This is a genomic window from Erysipelothrix larvae, from assembly GCF_001545095.1.
Taxonomy (GTDB): domain Bacteria; phylum Bacillota_I; class Bacilli_A; order Erysipelotrichales; family Erysipelotrichaceae; genus Erysipelothrix; species Erysipelothrix larvae.
This window is the reverse complement of the sequence record NZ_CP013213.1, coordinates 1-19,253: the sequence shown is the minus strand read 5'-3', so window position 1 is coordinate 19,253 and position 19,253 is coordinate 1. Positions and strand designations below refer to the sequence as shown.

Genomic DNA, 19,253 nt, shown 5'->3' with positions numbered 1-19,253 from the left:
CTTTTCTGTTGATTTTATTGTATCATATTTCTATGAAAACACATCTTGAAATAGAATATAAAACCGCGCTAACACGCGAAGAGTATCAAGAGATGATGTATCACTTCCCATTTGAAGGACCCATCTCGCAATCAAATACATATTATGATACTGAAGATACACGCCTTCAAAACCAAGGTGTCATGTGTCGCATCCGAAAAGAGGGTGAAACCACACTCTTTACATTAAAAGAACCCCAAGAAGAAGGAGTCCTAGAATACGAATTTTATATGCTTGGGGAACAACAGGATAACAAACGTGCTCAAGATATTCTGCTTCCTTTCCATGTAGGATTATCTGAATTGAAAGAAGTAACCTTTAGTAACACGGTTCGCTTTGTTTATAAAGATGTTTACGGAACATGGTGTTTGGATGTGACTCAATTTCCACATCACAAAGACTATGAATTGGAATATGAACTACACAAACAAGAGGATCGTGCTCGTTCTCACTTCTTGAGTGTGTTGGCGGAACTTAATATTGAATATGTTGAAAGTCCACCTAAATTTCTACGTGCGATAAATTCAAGTCCTGAAGCACCTGTTGAATAGTTTTGCTTGGATTTTTAAGATAGAGGATTGATTCTATTTGATAATCACTCAAAACACTTTCTAAATAGGTCTGTATGCCATAAATTGCATAGAGTGTTGCGATATCGTTGATATTAGTATAAAGCAAACTTAATTTCTTCGACTCGAAACTATAAAATACACCTTCAAAATACACACCTGTTGTGTATTTTTTTATAATATTCGCATCTTTAAGGGTCACGATTTTTGGTAAGAAACTGAGCAACTTTCGGATAGCTTGTTCTTGTGAGAACATTTCAAATCGATCCATAGATATGTTTTTATTTTGCATATCAAACCAAGGATCTATCCCCATATTTTTCGCAAGATTTAGTACATCCGGTGTAATATCTCTCTTACCTTTTTCAAGATAAGTAAAAGATTCTAAGCGTTCACTCATTTCAAAACCCACTTCACTTAAAAAGATTGGATATTGAAGTAATACGATGTGTTCCAGTTCAATACATTGTATTTTCTTTGGTAATAAGTCATCATCTTTTCGATAATATCGAATTGCCTCTTGAAAGTGGTCTTCATTATCATAACCTAGTTTTTGTTCATATATTTGCCATGCTTTATGTAGTGGTTTATTACTGATTGAGAAACATCGACCAAATCCAATAATTCCCTTTTCTTGTGTATAAGGATGTCTATGGCGACGATCAATAAAGAAAACGAGGTCCCCAACATCAAATTTTGAGAATTTTCGGAGACCAAGACGCCAAAAAACCATCGAATCACTGCCTCTGAATCGATGAAATTCTAGCATACTTGGATCTGTAATTGTAGCGATAGAACTCATTACTTCATCCTTTTTCTTCCTTCAAATGCTTTCATCAGTGTCATATCATCAGTATACTCCAACTGCCCTCCGATAGGTAATCCAAAAGCGAGTCGAGAAACTGGAGCATTCATGCTTTCGAGTTTCTTTGATACATATAATGCGGTTGTTTCACCTTCTACCGTCGCACTGAGTGCTAAAATGACTTCTTCAGTATTTTCATCGATGCGTTTTAAGAGTTCATTGATTGTTAAGTCTTCAGGCATCACACCTTTTCGGGTTGATATTAACCCTTTCAAAACATGATAAACTCCATTGAACTGTCCTGCTTTTTCGATTGAGAATACGTCTTTTGGTGAAGAAACTACACAAATAATGTTGTGATTTCTATTTTGATTAGAACATATCTTACAGATTTCTTTGTCAGCGTAATTATAGCATATCTTACACTGTGTAAGTGATTGGTTAACGGTTTCAATCGATGCGATGATTTTCTCGGTTGCATCTTTTTCTCCTTCGATTAGATGAAAAGCATAGCGTTCTGCTGTTTTTCTTCCTACCCCAGGTAAAACCATTAGTGATTCTATGAGTGCTTCTAAACTATCTGGATACATAATCATCCCCTCACTATCTTTAAATTATTCTTAATTGATCCCCAAAAAGATCTAATGCAGCTTCCATTTGTTCATCACGTGCTTCTTCACTTACTTCGTCCATCGTAAAGCTGATGAAATCTTCATGACTTAATGGCTCTGGCAATGCATTTTGTTGTGAAGCAATTTTGAACTGTTCCACCGCTTTTGTAAAGTCAGCATTCGTTGTTGCGAACACTTGTTTTTTTGCTCCAAAAAGTTGTTGTGTAAAATCCATCAACTCATAGAGATTTCTTTCTTCCATGATTTCTCTAGACTGAATTTGTCGTTGTGTTACAACAAGAATAAATCGTTCACCACTGAGTGCTAATTGGGTATGATCTAGGAGTCTAGAAACTCTTGCCCAATTCATATCTGATGCATAATCATTTACCTTAGAAAATCCTGGCGCATCTTTAATTCGAATGTCCTTATCCGCTGTTACCATGTATTGCACGATTTCATCGATCGATAAGTCATGTTTATTTTTGATTGGAGTTTCACTTATTGTCGTAGATTGTTGAACTTCTTTTGTTTCAATTACTGTGTTGGAAACACGTTGAACAATTGGTTCTGGTTGCGTTTCTTCAATAACATCATCATCAACAGTCTCATCGAAATTTAAATTGAGTGTTTGGTCTTGAATTGGTGGTGTTGGGTTTGGTTTTACAACCTCTACAACCGTTTCTTGAACTTTACTCACTGTTTCTCTAATATTGTGAGATACTTCTATTTTTGCTTCTTCCCTTTTTTCGATACGATCACCTTTAGCTGGACTTACATTAATCGTCTCAATCAGTGATAAAATTGCAAGTTCGAGGTGAGTCTCTTGATTTACTGATCCTTTTAGTTTGTCATAGCGTTCTAAAAGTACATCCGTCATATGGGTCCGTGTTTCAACACTAAAAGTACGTGCTAAATATTCAATAAGCTCTTTATCATTGAGATTAATATACTTATCATTCTTAGTATAGGTATAAATAATACTGTCTTTTAATCCCGTGATGAAGTCCATCAATAGCCTTGGTAGATCTACTGACTTTTCTACAATATTTGATAAAATATCAAGTGTGTCTGCTACTTGACCCTTCCTTATTGAATCAAACAACTTAATTTTGTCATGTGGGAATATCAACCCATAGTTCTCATAGAGTGCATTGAGTGTGATTGTTCCTGGGCTTATAATAAATGCTTGTTCAAGTATTGTAAGTGCGTTTCGCATTCCCCCAGCTGATAAGGATGCAATGAGCTGTGTTACCCCTTTTTCAGCAACTCTATCTTCGTTTTCTAATACATAGTCTAGTTGTTTTTCAATATCTTCATTATTGATATTTCTAAAGTCATAGCGTTGACAACGCGATATAATTGTTGGAATGACCTTGTGAACTTCTGTCGTCGCAAGTATAAATATAATGTGTTCAGGGGGTTCTTCCAATGTCTTTAATAGCGCATTAAAAGCCCCTTGAGAAAGCATATGTACCTCATCAATGATGTATACTTTATATTTCCCTAGGATTGGCATGTATTTTACTTTTTCAATCAATGCTCTGATTTCATCAACACCATTATTGCTAGCGGCATCGATTTCAACGACATCAGGATGTTGTCCACCCTTATTTTCTTTACAATTTTCACAAGACCCACAAAATACTTCATTCGAGTTCTCACAATTCACCGCCGCAGCAAATAACTTAGCAATTGTTGTTTTCCCAGTTCCTCTTGGTCCTGTGAATAAATATGCATGTGATATATGATTCATTGTTATTGCGTTTTTTAGTGCATTGACGATGGATGCTTGACCTACAACTTGATCAAATGTTTTTGGTCTGTATTTTCTATATAGAGATTGATACGACATATTGTCACCGCCTTTTGTATAATTATATCATGACTTAACATCAAAATTTGTAATTATTAAACGCGTAATATATAATAGTATCGGTGATACTATGAAAACTGTTGTTAAACGAAAAATTAATTGGGTTGGAATGATTGGTTTCTTACTCGTAATCGTTGGATTATCAGCGATGTTATACGATTTTGGAGTCAATTATTTAGAGAAAAGACAGATTCAACAAGAGCGTCAGGATTTCTTAAGTTCCGTTAGCAGCGGTGTGGAAGAAGGTTCTGACTTTTCTAGCGGACAGCTAGCTGATGTTTATGGAATATTAACAATTGATAAAATTGGGGTAGATAACCCCGTTGTTGTTAATGGAGACTTTGATTTGCTATATCGATATCTCGTTGGTTATGCTAATTCAGCTTTACCTCCAACACAAGGTAACTTTACGATTGTTGGACACAATGGAAATTGTGCAAACTGCGGCTTTAGAAATTTAGATCGACTAGTTGAAGGCGATGTGATTACTTTCACTGATAAATCTAATGTAACTTATACCTATGAAGTGTATGATTCATTTACCGTTGATAAGTCTGATATCTATGTTTTAGATGATATTAAGAACGAAACAACACTCACTTTAATTACGTGTCTTTACCCGAGTTTGACGGATCCAAATCGTTTGGTCATTCGTGCTCGATTAGTTTCTGAATAAGATATTATAAAGGCTTATGATTCTATATCATAAGCCTTTATTTTACAGTTTTTTCGTCATCTTTTTATGTTCAATATTTGCATCGAGGAAAACACCTCCATGCGTAGTGAACCCTTGTTTTTCATAAAATGGAATAGCATATAATTGTGCATCCAATTCCAATGTGTCATACCCGCTATTTCTGGCATATCGATCGGCAGCATCCATCAGTTTTGCACCAATATGGAGTCCTCTACTTGATTTTAGTACCGCAACACGCCCTACTTTTAGTGTTTTTCCTTTTGATATTAATCGAAGGGTTCCTAAAACACTTTCGTTTTGGATTGCAGCAAGGTGGATTACATCATCTCGTGCAATATCGTCGTATTCATCGTATTCTAGAGTTTCGTCTACCTGTTGTTCGATTACGAATACTTCTTTTCTTACTGACAATGCTTTCTCAAACAAGTCCTGATCATGTATGTGTTTAACTTTTATTTGTTCTTTTCGTTTTTCTTTAAAGAAATCCATAACTAATCCCCTACATTCTTCTTCTAAGATTCCTGATATTTGATTTGGATAGTGATTAAATCCTGATATTTCCAACATATTAAATGTTGAACCTAAACTCCCACCTTTTGGTTCTTTTGCACCATAAACAACAGTTCCTATTCTAGAAAGTATCGTTGCCCCTGCGCACATTGGACATGGTTCAATTGTAACATATAGTGTGCAATCACTTAAGTTCCAATTATTTAGGTTTTTTCCTGCTTCACGCAATGCTAATACCTCTGCATGGGCTGTTGGATCATTAAGATATTCTCGTTTATTGTAGGAACGCGCAATGATTGTTTCATCTCTCACCACAACAGCACCAATTGGAACATCGTTGTGTTCGAGAGCCTTTTTTGCTTCAATCAGTGCTTCTTTCATATAAGTCTCATGATTCATGCTACACCCTCCTAAAAAAAAAGCCACCACACACGACAGAGCTTAAGTAAGGCTGCTGTATTCCTACCCTGACCTGGTTATCAAGATGCCGTTGTAGTAGCTTTATTATTATACAAAAAATTCTGAATGAATGCAAATCATAATTTTATAGAAGAGCTGAATAGTTGCTCGAATTTCAACTAGGGTGTTTCACGTGAAACATTTTCTTTGGATTTAACACTTCAACATTGATTTAAGAACTACTTTGATCATAAATGGCAAGTTTTTGTCTACTAATAATCCTTGTACCCCTTTAATCGCTTCATCGTTCATCGTACACAAACTTTGTATTTCATTATTTTTTCCAAGCATTACATCCAGTGAGGCCCCCGATGAAGCAACCCCTATAGCATTATCTGCTACCGCTACTACGCCTACTGCTACATCTTTTGCCAAAGCAACAACACCAAGTGCGTGCCAACCAATCGCAATAATTCCTATACTAGAATAACCGATGGCAATCATTCCATAACTCAACAATCCTAGGCTAAATACTCCGAGTGTCACAAGCCCAAGGCTAAATAAACCTAATGAAATAAAGCCTATTGAAAAGAGTCCAACAGTCATAATTCCAATTGCTCTATCACCAATTGCGATAATTCCTTTTGCTGTTTGTAAGTCTCTTAATATAATACTTCTTCGAAACATAATTCTTCCTTTAGAAAAATTAATATGGATAAGTGGCATTCCAAACAACTCTGTTTTACTCTTGTACTCATAGGTATTGAATTTCTTCTCTTGATTTAGGAAATCTTCATAATCAAACTTAACTTTTACATTCTGTTCTTCCATATACTCATTATCCATCAAATAATCGATGCTGACGTCTAATTTATTTGATATAAGGATTAATTTGTCTACCTCTGGTAATGATTGTCCACTTTCCCATTTTGATACTGCTTGGCGTGATACACCAATTAGATTTGCAAATTCTTCTTGGGAATATCCTTTCTTTTTTCGTTCTTCTCTTAATTTGTTTATGTTCATCTTAATCACCTCTCAACAATTATAGTTTTTTTAATTCACTAAAACCACCATTATTAACGTTCAATCTGTCAACTGGTGGTTGCTTTCCTTGTTTATCTCTTAATTATTGCAAAAATTGTTTCACGTGAAACCATATATATTTAGTTTCATAAAAAGGTAATTTAATCTGTATACATTGATAAAAATTATCAATTTTCTGTATTGAATTGACATACTTCTGAATAATGATTAAACTAAATAATACGTACCGAGGAGGATTTTATGATTAAACTTATTTCTACTGATATGGATCATTCACTATTAGACAACGATTCACACCTGCCACCCAACATTAAAGAAATCTTAGATTTGTGTGAAGAAAAAGGTGTGTTCTTTGTAGCTGCAAGCGGAAGAACAATGCATAGTATTGAAACCAAGTTTGGCGAACTTGCTTCTCGTATTATTAAAATTAGCGATAATGGATCACAGTTAAAAATAAAAGATAAACTGGTTGATGGTTCACTAATTAGTTATGAAGATGCTATAAAAGCAATCGAAGTTGGTTTATCACTGAAAGAAACTTCTGTTGTAGTAACAGCTGTTGATAAAGTATACATCAATTGTGTAAGTGATACACATAAAGGATTCTTGGCAGAATATTACCAAAACAGCATATTTTTGGACGATGTGAGTCAATATGCAGACCAAGCAATTAAAATTACATTTTTGAGTATTGATAATACTCTAGATAATTTCAATTCTGTTGTTTCTAAAGAACTAAGGGGTACAATTACACCCACACTATCTGGAAAAGTATGGATTGATGTAATTCGAAACGATGTTTCAAAAGGGAATACTTTAAACCGCTTGTTAACCGATTTAAATATTTCTCCAACCGAAGCAGCAGCATTTGGTGATTATGATAACGACATTACAATGCTGGAAGCTGTAAAATACAGTTATGCAGTATCAAATGCTTCGCAATCCGTGAAGGAAGTCGCTTCAGAAGTAATTGGCTCTAACGATGACCAAGCAGTCGCGCATAAAATAATTGAACTATTAGGACAATAAAACAAAGGCATCACGCTCGCAATCAGAAGCATGATGCCTTATTTTTTATTTACCGATAAATTCCTTGAATCCCATATATGGTTGTAATGGTTTTGGAATTGCTATTGTACCGTCTTCTTGTAAATTGTTTTCTAAGAAAGCAATTAACATTCGTGGTGGTGCAACGACAGTATTATTCAAAGTATGTGCAAATACACGCCCTTCACTTGTGTTGACACGTATTTTAAGTCGTCTTGCTTGTGCATCCGTTAGATTTGAACAGCTTCCAACCTCAAAGAATGTCTTTTGTCGTGGTGACCACGCCTCTACGTCGACCCCTTTATATTTAAGATCAGCTAGATCTCCAGAACATGATTCTAAAACGCGTACTGGAATATCAAGAGATTCAAAGAAATCAACTGAATTTTTGAGCATCTCTTTAAACATCTTTGGACTCTCTTCTGGTTTACATACAATAACCATTTCTTGTTTTTCAAATTGATGGATTCGATAGACACCACGTTCTTCAATTCCATGTGCCCCTACTTCTTTTCTAAAACAAGGTGAATAACTTGTTAAGCGATGTGGCAGTGTGTCTTCTTCAAGAATTGTGTCAATATATTTTCCAATTAATGAGTGTTCACTTGTCCCAATAAGATATAAGTCTTCCCCTTCAATCTTATACATCATATTTTCCATTTCTGCAAAACTCATAACACCACTGACTACTTTTTCTCGAATCATAAATGGTGGAATCACATATGTATAATTGCGATCAATCATAAAATCGCGTGCATAAGCAGTAACTGCTGAATGTAGACGCGCGATGTCCCCTAGAAGATAATAAAATCCGTTTCCACTGGTTTTTCTTGCGCTGTCTAAATCTATACCATTTAATGCTTCCATAATATCCACATGATAAGGAACTTCGAATGTTTTGTCTTTAATTTCACCTACACGGTACAATTCAACATTTTCTGAATCGTCTTTTCCTAACGGTACATCATCTGCAATTATATTTGGTATTTGCATTACTAATTCTTGAATTTCATTGTATAAAGGTTCTTCACGTTCTTCTATATCCTTTAACTCTTGAGCATATTCTTGAACTTTTGCCTTTACTTCATTTGCTTCTTCAATTTTCTTTTGACCCATTAATGCACCAATTTGCTTTGATAGTGCATTTCTTTGACTTCTTAATTCATCCGCACGTGTTTTAATGCGACGGTATTCAATATCTTTCTCAATAATATCATCTACCATGCTTATCTTTTGATCTTGGAATTTCTTTTTTAGATTTTCTTTAATCAATTCTGGATTTGTTCTAAACAAGTTAATATCTAACATGTAATCTCCTCTTTCTGTATTAAAATATAAAAAAAACACCAATTAGGGACGATTTCTCGTGGTGCCACCCTGGTTCAATTGTTTCACGTGAAACAATCCTCGATACTTGATAACGGAATGTGTCCGGTTTCTCTTAAGGGTGGAACTATAAGTGCTGTTGATAATTTTCACCAACCATTATCTCTCTATAAACAGTTTCCTATATTAATCCCTATCATTGAGCTACGTCTATTATATGATAAACAATAGGTATCGTCAATAACAAGGGAGGTATCATCATCAAATCATTAGCGTTGGTTACTTCTAAGCACATATGAAGGATGGTAAAGACCGGTTGGTTCATAATATGAATCATTAATGAATAAAAACCCTAGTTTTAGGATAAGGTTGCGTGAGGCTTCATTTTCAGGATGATGTCCTGCAAATAATTCATTAATTTTTAATCTATTAAAACTATATTCAATAACTGCTGTTGCTGCCTCAAAAGCATATCCCTTTCCCCAGTGTTTCTTACAAAGGTGAAATCCTAATTCGAAAGAATCTTCAGCTATGTCACTGGGTCTTATACCACAACATCCAATAAATTCATTGGTTGTAAGCTCAAAAATAGGCCAATATTGAACTTGAAATAATTGCTCATTCTGTATTTCTGTTTCCAGTCTATTTTTGATGTCATCTGTAGTAAACATTCCATTTTTACTGATGTACCGTGTGACCGCCTCGTCTTTCCATAGTTGATTACACAAAATCAGATCATGATCAGTCCATTTTGAGAATCCTATGCGCTCTGTCTTCAAAAAATACGCTCTCATTGTATCACTCCAATTAATGAATATCTTATCGAATTATATTTGTACAATTTGTTTAATCTTTGTTAACAAAATGGGTATAATAATTCAAATTTTAACACTTACACAACTTATTTTATGTTTTATTATATTTTAAACAACATTTGGTCTTCTTTTGATACGTAATAATTTAAGAATATCATCAAAAAGTGTATCGTTTTCTATTGAAATAAGCATCCATTTGCCATCGTGGTATGTTGTTGATAAATCATATATGTCTTGCATTTCTTTTGAATAGTCAGCGCGTTCTAATTCGAATTTTTCACGTTCTTTGAGTCCAAAAACAATCTGACATCCAATGGTTTTATCTTTAAGATAAAAAGTGCATAATGTTTTACCCCCTCTTCGATACTTATATTCGTAAACCCAATCACGATATCCTTTATTCCATAATCGATCTGTGTCATAGCATCTTTGAATACGGTGATTTAATTCAATCCAACAATGATATAAATCACTCCCTAAAAGAGCCATAATTTGATTGTTATCAATTGATTCCATATTTTTACCATTCTTTCACTGTTTTATTAATTGTGTATACGTAATTAAGACGTGTTGTGAGGTACTTTTGATTTCCTTACACTTCAAATCTTGTATATTATCATATTATGATTTTCGATTGATATTGTAAATACTAAGTTAATTATTATTGGTGTTTGATATAAGAAAACACTGACTATTTTGCCAGTGTTTTCAATCATTCTTTTATTCTTCTTCACTTATTTCTTCAAGCGTTTCAGTTCCTGTTTCTTCAACAGATTCAACAACTGTATCTTCAGATGTAACTAAATCATCAGCAATTTCAACTTCTTCGTCATCTTCACCGTTGTTTGCAACAACAGCTACAGAACTTACAAGCGTTTCGCCTTTTACATTAATTAAGCGTACTCCCATTGCTGAACGTCCATAGACTCCAACATTATCAACTTTGATACGAATAACTGTACCATCTGTTGTCATAATGAGAAGTTCTTCGTCGCCATCTACTGCTCGTAAATTAACAAGCTTACCATTTCTTTCGTTTGTTGCAATTGTAATAACACCTTTACCACCACGACCTGTAAGTCGATATTCGGAAATTGGTGTTCGTTTACCATAACCACGTTCAGTTACAGACAAGATATATTGTCCTAGCGCATCAGTTGCAACTCCGACAACATCAGATCCATCCGTATTCATACCATTGACACCGGCTGCTGTACGACCCATAACACGGACATCTTGTTCATTAAAGCGAATCGCTTTACCATTTGATCCACCGATAATAATTTCGTTTTCACCTGTGGTTAATCTTACTGCAACAAGTTCATCGTCCTCACGTAAGGTGATTGCAATCTTACCTGATTGACGAATTGAATCGAATTCTCCGAGTTCAACACGTTTTACGACACCCTTCTTCGTTACAAAGAATGCATATTTACTTTCTTCATCTTCTTTTTGAACACGAACTAAAGTATTGATGACTTCTCCTTTTTCTAAATTTAGAAGATTGACGACAGGAATTCCTTTTGCAGTTCTACTTGCTGCTGGAACATTAAATCCACGCATTCTGTAGACTTTTCCAAGGTTTGTGAAACAGAGTAGATAATCGTGTGTAGACATTGAAATTAATTGATCCACAACATCTTCTTCATATGTTGAGATTCCCTTAACCCCACGACCGCCACGATTTTGGAGATTAAATGCATCAACTGTGGTTCGCTTAATATAGCCATTCATCGTCAATGCCACAACAATATCTTGAACTGGAATTAAATCTTCATCCAACATATCAATATCGCCTTCTATGATTTCAGAACGACGCTCATCACCAAACTTATCACGGATTTCAGTCATTTCAGTGCGAATAATTTCAAGAATTCTAAAGCGATTTCCTAGAATATCTTTGTAATCTGCAATCTTAATTTCTAATTCTCCAAGTTCAGTTTCAAGTCTTTCACGTTCCAATCCAGATAGACGTCTTAAAGCCATATCTAGAATTGCTTTACATTGTAGTTGACTGAGTCCAAAACGTTCAATGAATTTTCCGGTAATCTCAGCATCATCACGTGAACTTCGAATGATTCGAATAATTTCATCAATATTATCAAGCGCAATCAAAAGTCCAGCCAAGATATGGGCACGTTCTTCTGCGCGTCTTAAATCGTATTGTGTTCTACGAGTAATGATTTCAACTTGGTGATCAAGATAGTGATTTAATACTTCTAATAAACCCATTAAACGTGGTTCACGGTTTACTAGGGCTAACATGTTTACACCAAAGTTACTTTGTAATGGTGTAAGTCGGTAGAGTTGATTGAGAATTACCTCAGGTTGAACATCACGACGTAATTCAATTACAATTCGAATACCTTCACGGTTTGACTCATCTCTTAGGTCTACAATCCCATCGATTTGTTTTTCACGAACGAGTGAAGCAATCCGTTCAACTAGATTCGCTTTATTTACTTGATATGGAATTTCACGAACAAACAATTTATGTTTTCCGCCTCCCATATCTTCAGTATCAATTTTTGCACGCATCACTACAGATCCACGACCTGTTTCATACGCTTCTTTGATACCACTTCGTCCAAGAATAAATCCACCCGTTGGGAAATCTGGACCATGAACATAATCTTCCATGAGTTCAAGTACAGTAATATCTGGATTATCAATAAGTCCGATGACCCCATTAACTACTTCTTTTAGGTTATGAGGGGGTATATTTGTTGCCATACCGACAGCAATCCCTGTCGCACCATTAACAAGTAGGTTTGGAAAACGAGAAGGAAGTACTGTTGGTTCAGTTTCTTCACCATCGTAGTTATCTTCAAAATCAACAGTGTCTTTTTTAATATCGCGTAACATTTCCATTGCAACTTTAGACATTCTTGCTTCAGTATACCGCATCGCTGCAGCACCATCGCCGTCAATTGAACCAAAGTTACCGTGACCATCTACAAGCATATAACGGTAAGAAAATTCTTGTGCCATACGAACCATTGCATCATATACAGCAGTATCACCATGAGGGTGATATTTACCAATTACGTCCCCTACGATACGTGCTGATTTCTTATAGGGTTTATCACTAGTCATTCCTAAGTCATTCATCGAATACAAAATACGACGGTGAACGGGTTTTAATCCATCCCTAACATCTGGTAATGCCCGTGATACAATAACTGACATTGAATACGATAGGAATGATTTTCTCATTTCTTCAGAAATATTTTGGGGCTTAATGCGCCCGTGTTTTAAATTTTCTTCCATGGTCCCTCCTAGTAATCAATATCTGTAGCGAATTGAGCGTTTTTCTCAATAAAATCGCGACGTGGTGCAACTTCATCACCCATCAGTGTTCTAAATATTTCATCTGCTTCCATAGCATCTTCAACTTGTACTTGGAGCAAGATTCTTTCTTCAGGATTCATCGTAGTATCCCAAAGTTGCTCTCCATTCATTTCTCCAAGCCCTTTATAACGTTGGATGTTGAATTTTTCACCAAAATCTTTCTTGATGATATCAAGTTCTTCTTCAGAATAAGCATATGCCATCTTATTTCCTCTTGAAATCTTATAAAGCGGTGGTTGTGCAATGTAAATATGACCTCTTTCAACCAATGGTTTCACAAAACGATAGAAGAATGTGAGTAAGAGGGTACGAATATGGGCACCATCGACATCGGCATCGGTCATAATTACAATTTTATGGTAGCGAAGTTTACTAATATCAAATTCTTCGCCAATTCCTGTACCAAAGGCAGTGAGCATCATACGAATTTCATTATTTTCGAAAATACGATGTAAGCGGGCTTTTTCAACGTTTAAGACTTTACCCCTTAATGGTAAAATCGCTTGATAGGTTGAATCACGTCCTAATTTAGCACTTCCTCCAGCGGAGTCCCCTTCGACGATGAAGATTTCGCAATCTTCTGGATTACGATTTGAACAGTCTGCAAGTTTTCCAGGAAGCGAAGAAACTTCAAGTGCACCTTTACGGCGTGTGAGTTCGCGCGCCTTACGTGCTGCAACACGCGCTTTCGCTGCCAACACAGCCTTTTCCATGATTACCTTAGCAGTATCTGGGTTTTCCATTAAGAAACGCTCTAAGACGTCCCCAAAGACGCTTGATGTAATCTTTCGAACTTCGGAGTTACCGAGTTTTGTCTTTGTTTGACCTTCATATTGAGGATCAGGGTGTTTTACAGAAATGATTGCGGTAAGACCTTCACGCACATCATCACCTAAGAAATTTTCGTCATCCTTCTTTAAGAAGCCATTTTCTTTTGCATAATTATTTATAACACGCGTAAGGGCTAAACGGAAACCATCCTCATGAGTTCCCCCTTCTTGAGTATTAATGTTATTACAGAATGAGTAGATGCTTGAGAGGTAACTATCGTTATATTGCATTGATACTTCCACAACAATTCCATCTTCTTCACCTTCTCCATAAAGAATGTCTTCATGAAGTACTGTTTTATTTTTATTAATGAATGCGATGTATTCTTTAAGACCACCCTCATAGTAAAATACGAGATGGCGTTTTGATTCATCTTCTTCACGTTCATCATCAAATGTAATACGAATGCCTTTGTTTAGGAATGCAAGTTGACGTAAACGGTCGCGTAGAACATCGTGTGAATATTCGATTGTTTCAGTAAAGATTGTTGGATCAGCTTTAAATCGAACAAGTGTTCCATTTTTATCTGAAGTACCAATTTCCTTTAAAGGAATTGCAACCTTACCACCATCTTCAAATCGAAGATAATATTCTTTGCCATCTAAATGAACAAATACTTCCAAATATTCAGATAATGCATTAACAACAGATGCCCCAACACCGTGAAGCCCTCCAGACACTTTATATGCGCCACCACCAAATTTACCACCAGCATGGAGCACAGTAAAAATTGTTTCCGCAGTAGATACGCCCGTCTTCTTATGAATTCCTATTGGAAGCCCCCGGCCATCATCACTTACGGTTACGATATTTTCCTTATCTACAGAAACTGTAATGTTCGATGCATATCCTGCCAATGCCTCATCGATTGCATTATCAACTATTTCCCATACAAGATGGTGCAAACCACGAATTGACGTTGAACCAATATACATCCCTGGACGTTTTCGTACCGCCTCAAGACCTTCAAGTACCTGAATGTCTTCTGATGTATAAGAATGTGTTACTTTCTCATTACTCATTCTTATTTACCTCCCTTATAACTCCGTCTTTTACAGAGAAAAACTTTATTTCTTTCAAATAACCCTCTAAAAACTGAAAATCTGTTGTTGTGATGATGCATTGTATTGTATCAGGCAACAACATTAAGACCCGAGATCGACGTGTTTCATCAAGTTCTGATAAAAGGTCATCCATGCAAAAAATCGGATAACTTCCAGTTTTTTCATAGATACATTCTATGATCGCGAGTTTATAAGCTACAATTAACAAACGACGTTGTCCTTGTGATAAACGATGAACAACCGGTATGTCTTCAACTAGAAATACAAAATCGTCCCTATGAATTCCAGAATGTGTCAGTCGAAATTCACGATCTCGCTTAAAGTTTTCTTCAAACTTCTTCAACACCATTTCTTTTGAATTTTCTTCAGGTGATTTTATAAAGCTAGCATACGAAAAGCGTATTTCACTCGGTGTTTCAACAAGCTTATTGTAGTATTTTTGAATCTTGGGATTCAGGTTTTCTACCAAACTAAAACGTTCTTTAACAATGATCACAGATTCATCTGCAATCATTCCATTGAGAACGCTCATATAAGCCTCATCAACTTCACGTGACTTTAACATACTATTTCGTTCTTGAATAAGACGCATTACTTTCGTAAGCGAATGCATGTATTGATGTGAGAGTTTTCCAATCTCATAATCAATATCACGTCTTCGTTTCTTTGGTGTCTGCGTAAAAAATTGTAAGTCGTCCGGTTGGAATAAAACGACATTTACTAAGCCAATAAAATCACTCAATCGATTAACTGGTGCGTCATTCATACTTAGAAACTTGCCTGTCTCACTAATCACAACCCTGACTCTATTTTTTGATGAAGTTTCAATTTCAGCTTTCACATCCGCGAAATCAGTATCATTTTTTATCATTAACTGATCATCATTAACACGAAACGATTTTCCATAAGAAAGATATACAATGGATTCAAGTAAATTTGTCTTTCCTTGACCATTATCACCAACTAATACGTTGATGTGGTCAGAAAATGAAACGTTGGCATTTTGGATGTTTCTAAAATTACGTAATGTTACGGTGTTAATTTTCATCTTCAAACGTCAAATCATGAACGTTGCCATCAATCGTTACGACATCACCAGAATAAAGTTTTCTGCCTCTACGATTTTCTTTCTCTCCATTTACAGTAATATCAAACTCATGAATACGATGTTTTGCTTCGCCTCCTGAACTTACATATTCCTGTACTTTAAGAAATTGACCTAATGTAATAAATGGTATATTTTCTTTCATAGCAACCCTCTTTCGTAACGGTTATATTATATCACAAATTGGACTATAAATCACGTAAAAGACGGTTTAAACCGTCATACAAAGCTTTTTGATGATTTTTATATTAAGACACCACAGAATGAGAAATTTTAGAGTACAAGCGTTAAAACAAGAGAATGAGTCTTAACCATCAATTTCACTAATATGAATGAAAATATATAAGTAGTTATAAGAGATGATCCGTTTCATTGAATTGATGACGGCAGATATTTCTAAAATGAAATCACACTTTTGCGCACTAACTCCATTAAATGTAGGATTTTCATACTCAGACACTGTACTAAAAAAAGCAAGAACGATAAAAAACGCCTCGAGAAATTAATCTGAAGCGTCGGTGTTATATTAATCAAATGTACGAACTGGTAAGACAAGTTGAACTACAGATTCATCATTAGGATTCACAAGAATAAATGCTTGCATTTCCGCAACAAATAGAATCTTCACAACATCAGCTCTAAATGAGCGAAGTGCTTCAATCATGTAACGTCCACTAAAAGTAATTTTTAAACTACCACCTTTATAATCGATAGGGCTAATTACTTCATGGGATGATCCAATTTCTTGAGAACGTGAGCGAATTGTAATCAATTCACTGCTTGTTTCAAGACGAACTGTCCAATATCCATCATTTTTCAAGAATGATGATCGATCCAATGCAGCAATAAAATCTGTGGTATCAACACTTAATTCATAGGCGAAATCTGTAGGGATTAAGCGATTTACATCTGGGAACATTCCATCAAGCAAACGCGATTGGATGAGTGTCTTTCCAACATAGAATTGAATATACTTTGTAGACAAGGCAATTCCAACATCATTGTTGTCGTCAATTGTTTTTTCTACTTCATTTAAATTGGTTGCAGGAACTGTAATATTAAACGTAAGCGGATTATCCAATTCAATGGTTTTCTTAGCTAACCGATAACTATCAGTCGCAACACATTCCAATGTTTTTTGATCAGCTCTAAAGTTAACCCCTGTAAATATCGGACGGTCTTCACTTTGAGAACACGCAAAGGCGGTCTGCTTAATGATTTCTTTTAATTTATAAGCAGATAAGGTAAAGAAAATATCAGGTTTAGTTAAATCAATAGCTGGGAACTGGTCCCCTTTTATACCATTGATTTCATATTCAGCGTTATTACCACTAATACGTGTTAATGCACCATCAATAATTTCAACATTAACAAGTGTACTATCTAATTTACGAACAGCTTCAATTAAGTAACGAGATTCTAAAACAACACTTCCTGTTTCTGCCACGGATAACTGAGATGCTTCACTAACATCAATAATTTCTTGAATTGTAATATTTGTATTACTAGCAAGTAATGTAATGCCTTGATGATCAACAGTCACTTTAATTCCAGATAGAATTGGTAAGGGTGAATGATTAGAAGAAGCTCTACCAACTGAAGTTAATGACTTTAGAAAAACGCTTTTTGAAATTGAAAATTTCATGCATTGCCTCCTGTTATATTTATATATATTTAATACTTATTATTACTATTAGTGCTGTGGATAAGTGGACAAACCCCAAATAACGCACTAAACACAAGACTATTGTACCATATTTAGGTGTGATTAAATAGTTGATAGTTTACTTAATTTTCAACTCTATCTCTTGAATCGCAGACGCTAAATATTGGTCACTGTTAATCGCATTTTCAATCTTATCACAAGCATTTATAATCGTAGAGTGGTCTCTTCTTCCAAATTCATTACCAATCTTATTGTAAGGCATATCCAAGAACTTACGTGTAAGATAAATCGCAATATGTCGTGCATTTGAGATTGCTTTTGTTCTTGACTTACCTGTTAATTGAGTAACGGTTAGACCATAATAATCAGAAACAATTTGTTTAATTAATTTTGGCGTAATTTCTCGTGTTGTTGATTCAATTCCAGATTTCTTAAAAGCACTGATGGCTGTATCCATAGCCACATGATCACTTTTAGAAAATTCAATTGAGAAGAACAACAGACGATTTAATGCACCTTCCAATTGCCGTACATCCTTCGAGAAATTTGATGCGATGTAATGGAGTACTTCTTCATCAAAGATACTTGGATCCACACTTTGATTTCTAATTTTCATTTCTAAAATTGCGAGTGATGTTTCAAACTCTGGCGAGTCCATTCCAACAGTTAAACCTGATGAGAAGCGACTAATTAAGCGTTCTTCAAGTCCTTTAATTTCAGTGGGTGGTCGATCACTTGTGATAACAATTTGTTTTTTACGGTAGGCTAATTCATTAAAGATATGGAAGAAGATCTCATGAGATTTTTCTTTTCCAGCTAAGAATTGAATATCATCAATTAGAAGCACATCTAAGTCATACATTTGATTCTTAAAATCTTCAATTTGATTTTTTCCAATTGATTCTGCAACTTGTCTTACAAAATCAACACTCGATGTATAGTAGATTTGAGAATCAGCATGATTTTTCTTTACATAATTTCCAATTGAATTTAATAAGTGTGTTTTACCAAGACCAGAATTACCGTGAATAAATAATGGCGTATAAAATTGACCAGGGCGATACGCACACGCTAATGCAGCAGCATGGGCTTCTTTATTACTCGTCCCAACTACGAAATTATCAAATGTTTGACTGTCAGAAATACCATCAGTATTGATGACTTTTGGTTTTATTGGTTCAATATTCACGGTTTCTAACGGTTGATCATGTTGTTCTGGTTCGTATTCACTCTCAACAAATACTTCTGAATCAATTTTGTCTCGACTTAGAATAGAACACAAGGCAGTATTGATAATGTCGAGTCCATCGCTGAGCACAACTTTATGTAAAAATGATGGAACAGTAATCCAAGCTTTCGAATCATTAAGGTCCACAAGTGACGAATGCTCAAAATAGGTTGTATAAATACTGTTATCAACCTTACCTTCACTTTTAATTGTATTTTTGGTCTGATTCCACACAGAGTCCAAATAAGAAAACTTCGCATTATTCAT

The 19,253-nt window shown here is 35.2% G+C and carries 17 protein-coding genes and 1 other RNA gene; 3 read left to right on the top strand and 15 right to left on the bottom strand.

What is annotated here, in order from left to right; all coding sequences use genetic code 11:
- The first annotated feature begins 32 nt into the window (after window positions 1–32).
- Window positions 33–590: a CYTH domain-containing protein gene (locus tag AOC36_RS00090; RefSeq protein ID WP_067629633.1), complete on the top strand. Its 558-nt coding sequence runs from the start codon at window positions 33–35 to the stop codon at window positions 588–590.
- On the opposite strand, the gene AOC36_RS00085 is transcribed toward AOC36_RS00090, so the two are convergent.
- Genes AOC36_RS00085 through dnaX form a run of 3 tightly spaced genes read right to left on the bottom strand, consistent with a single transcriptional unit; the run spans window position 541 to window position 3,879 of the window.
- Complete coding sequence (locus AOC36_RS00085) at window positions 541–1,410, bottom strand: hypothetical protein (protein ID WP_067629631.1); 870 nt, start codon at window positions 1,408–1,410, stop codon at window positions 541–543. The two genes, AOC36_RS00090 and AOC36_RS00085, sit on opposite strands and share 50 nt — an antisense overlap.
- On the bottom strand, window positions 1,410–2,003 hold the full coding sequence (gene recR / locus AOC36_RS00080) for a recombination mediator RecR (protein WP_067629628.1): 594 nt from the start codon (window positions 2,001–2,003) through the stop codon (window positions 1,410–1,412). Before recR ends, AOC36_RS00085 begins: the two co-directional genes overlap by 1 nt.
- Before the next feature lie 19 nt (window positions 2,004–2,022).
- Window positions 2,023–3,879, bottom strand: a complete 1,857-nt coding sequence (dnaX, locus tag AOC36_RS00075; RefSeq protein ID WP_067629625.1) for a DNA polymerase III subunit gamma/tau — start codon at window positions 3,877–3,879, stop codon at window positions 2,023–2,025.
- Between the two features lie 91 nt (window positions 3,880–3,970).
- Here dnaX and AOC36_RS00070 point away from each other — a divergent pair, with 91 nt between their 5' ends.
- Entirely contained in the window at window positions 3,971–4,576 is a 606-nt protein-coding gene (locus AOC36_RS00070; protein ID WP_067629623.1) for a sortase, read from the top strand.
- Window positions 4,577–4,618: 42 nt separating this feature from the next.
- On the opposite strand, the gene tadA is transcribed toward AOC36_RS00070, so the two are convergent.
- The 3 genes from tadA to AOC36_RS00055 all read right to left on the bottom strand — a co-directional run bounded on the left by tadA (window position 4,619) and on the right by AOC36_RS00055 (window position 6,532).
- Entirely contained in the window at window positions 4,619–5,506 is an 888-nt protein-coding gene (tadA, locus tag AOC36_RS12625; protein WP_157777107.1) for a tRNA adenosine(34) deaminase TadA, read from the bottom strand.
- Window positions 5,507–5,519: 13 nt separating this feature from the next.
- Window positions 5,520–5,613: signal recognition particle sRNA small type (gene ffs, locus AOC36_RS00060), an RNA gene on the bottom strand.
- A 106-nt stretch (window positions 5,614–5,719) separates the two neighbouring features.
- Window positions 5,720–6,532: a helix-turn-helix domain-containing protein gene (locus AOC36_RS00055; RefSeq protein ID WP_067629621.1), complete on the bottom strand. Its 813-nt coding sequence runs from the start codon at window positions 6,530–6,532 to the stop codon at window positions 5,720–5,722.
- A gap of 261 nt (window positions 6,533–6,793) precedes the next feature.
- On the opposite strand from AOC36_RS00055, the gene AOC36_RS00050 reads away from it, so the two are divergent.
- Entirely contained in the window at window positions 6,794–7,582 is a 789-nt protein-coding gene (locus tag AOC36_RS00050) for an HAD-IIB family hydrolase (protein ID WP_067629618.1), read from the top strand.
- A gap of 45 nt (window positions 7,583–7,627) precedes the next feature.
- On the opposite strand, the gene serS is transcribed toward AOC36_RS00050, so the two are convergent.
- The 9 genes from serS to dnaA all read right to left on the bottom strand — a co-directional run bounded on the left by serS (window position 7,628) and on the right by dnaA (window position 19,253).
- Window positions 7,628–8,908 carry a serine--tRNA ligase gene (gene serS / locus AOC36_RS00045; RefSeq protein ID WP_067629615.1) on the bottom strand — a complete coding sequence of 427 codons (1,281 nt, stop codon included), beginning with the start codon at window positions 8,906–8,908 and terminating at the stop codon, window positions 7,628–7,630.
- A gap of 287 nt (window positions 8,909–9,195) precedes the next feature.
- Window positions 9,196–9,720, bottom strand: coding sequence for a GNAT family N-acetyltransferase (locus tag AOC36_RS00040; RefSeq protein WP_067629611.1), 525 nt, complete (start codon window positions 9,718–9,720; stop codon window positions 9,196–9,198).
- 129 nt (window positions 9,721–9,849) lie between these two features.
- Window positions 9,850–10,257: a DUF3788 domain-containing protein gene (locus tag AOC36_RS00035; protein WP_067629608.1), complete on the bottom strand. Its 408-nt coding sequence runs from the start codon at window positions 10,255–10,257 to the stop codon at window positions 9,850–9,852.
- A 204-nt stretch (window positions 10,258–10,461) separates the two neighbouring features.
- The gene (gyrA, locus tag AOC36_RS00030) at window positions 10,462–13,011 is read right to left on the bottom strand and encodes a DNA gyrase subunit A (protein ID WP_067629606.1); all 2,550 of its coding nucleotides are present in this window, start codon (window positions 13,009–13,011) and stop codon (window positions 10,462–10,464) included.
- 8 nt (window positions 13,012–13,019) lie between these two features.
- On the bottom strand, window positions 13,020–14,945 hold the full coding sequence (gene gyrB, locus AOC36_RS00025; protein ID WP_067629604.1) for a DNA topoisomerase (ATP-hydrolyzing) subunit B: 1,926 nt from the start codon (window positions 14,943–14,945) through the stop codon (window positions 13,020–13,022).
- Window positions 14,938–16,035 (bottom strand): DNA replication/repair protein RecF, encoded by a 1,098-nt coding sequence (recF, locus tag AOC36_RS00020; RefSeq protein ID WP_067629602.1) that lies wholly within the window; start codon window positions 16,033–16,035, stop codon window positions 14,938–14,940. Before recF ends, gyrB begins: the two co-directional genes overlap by 8 nt.
- The gene (locus tag AOC36_RS00015; RefSeq protein ID WP_067629599.1) at window positions 16,025–16,237 is read right to left on the bottom strand and encodes an RNA-binding S4 domain-containing protein; all 213 of its coding nucleotides are present in this window, start codon (window positions 16,235–16,237) and stop codon (window positions 16,025–16,027) included. Before AOC36_RS00015 ends, recF begins: the two co-directional genes overlap by 11 nt.
- Window positions 16,238–16,618: 381 nt before the next feature.
- Window positions 16,619–17,737, bottom strand: a complete 1,119-nt coding sequence (gene dnaN, locus AOC36_RS00010) for a DNA polymerase III subunit beta (RefSeq protein WP_067629595.1) — start codon at window positions 17,735–17,737, stop codon at window positions 16,619–16,621.
- Window positions 17,738–17,876: 139 nt separating this feature from the next.
- A complete protein-coding gene (gene dnaA, locus AOC36_RS00005; RefSeq protein ID WP_067629592.1) occupies window positions 17,877–19,253 on the bottom strand; it encodes a chromosomal replication initiator protein DnaA in 1,377 nt (458 codons plus the stop codon).

Coding starts and splice junctions, on each gene's coding strand:
- AOC36_RS00090 (WP_067629633.1), top strand. CDS start 33: ATGAAAACACATCTTGAAATAGAATATAAAACCGCGCTAACACGCGAA.
- serS (WP_067629615.1), bottom strand. CDS start 8,908: ATGTTAGATATTAACTTGTTTAGAACAAATCCAGAATTGATTAAAGAA.
- recF (WP_067629602.1), bottom strand. CDS start 16,035: ATGAAAATTAACACCGTAACATTACGTAATTTTAGAAACATCCAAAAT.
- AOC36_RS00040 (WP_067629611.1), bottom strand. CDS start 9,720: ATGAGAGCGTATTTTTTGAAGACAGAGCGCATAGGATTCTCAAAATGG.
- dnaN (WP_067629595.1), bottom strand. CDS start 17,737: ATGAAATTTTCAATTTCAAAAAGCGTTTTTCTAAAGTCATTAACTTCA.
- AOC36_RS00050 (WP_067629618.1), top strand. CDS start 6,794: ATGATTAAACTTATTTCTACTGATATGGATCATTCACTATTAGACAAC.
- AOC36_RS00085 (WP_067629631.1), bottom strand. CDS start 1,410: ATGAGTTCTATCGCTACAATTACAGATCCAAGTATGCTAGAATTTCAT.
- AOC36_RS00015 (WP_067629599.1), bottom strand. CDS start 16,237: ATGAAAGAAAATATACCATTTATTACATTAGGTCAATTTCTTAAAGTA.
- AOC36_RS00055 (WP_067629621.1), bottom strand. CDS start 6,532: ATGAACATAAACAAATTAAGAGAAGAACGAAAAAAGAAAGGATATTCC.
- dnaA (WP_067629592.1), bottom strand. CDS start 19,253: ATGAATAATGCGAAGTTTTCTTATTTGGACTCTGTGTGGAATCAGACC.
- AOC36_RS00035 (WP_067629608.1), bottom strand. CDS start 10,257: ATGGAATCAATTGATAACAATCAAATTATGGCTCTTTTAGGGAGTGAT.
- AOC36_RS00070 (WP_067629623.1), top strand. CDS start 3,971: ATGAAAACTGTTGTTAAACGAAAAATTAATTGGGTTGGAATGATTGGT.
- gyrA (WP_067629606.1), bottom strand. CDS start 13,011: ATGGAAGAAAATTTAAAACACGGGCGCATTAAGCCCCAAAATATTTCT.
- dnaX (WP_067629625.1), bottom strand. CDS start 3,879: ATGTCGTATCAATCTCTATATAGAAAATACAGACCAAAAACATTTGAT.
- gyrB (WP_067629604.1), bottom strand. CDS start 14,945: ATGAGTAATGAGAAAGTAACACATTCTTATACATCAGAAGACATTCAG.
- recR (WP_067629628.1), bottom strand. CDS start 2,003: ATGTATCCAGATAGTTTAGAAGCACTCATAGAATCACTAATGGTTTTA.
- tadA (WP_157777107.1), bottom strand. CDS start 5,506: ATGAATCATGAGACTTATATGAAAGAAGCACTGATTGAAGCAAAAAAG.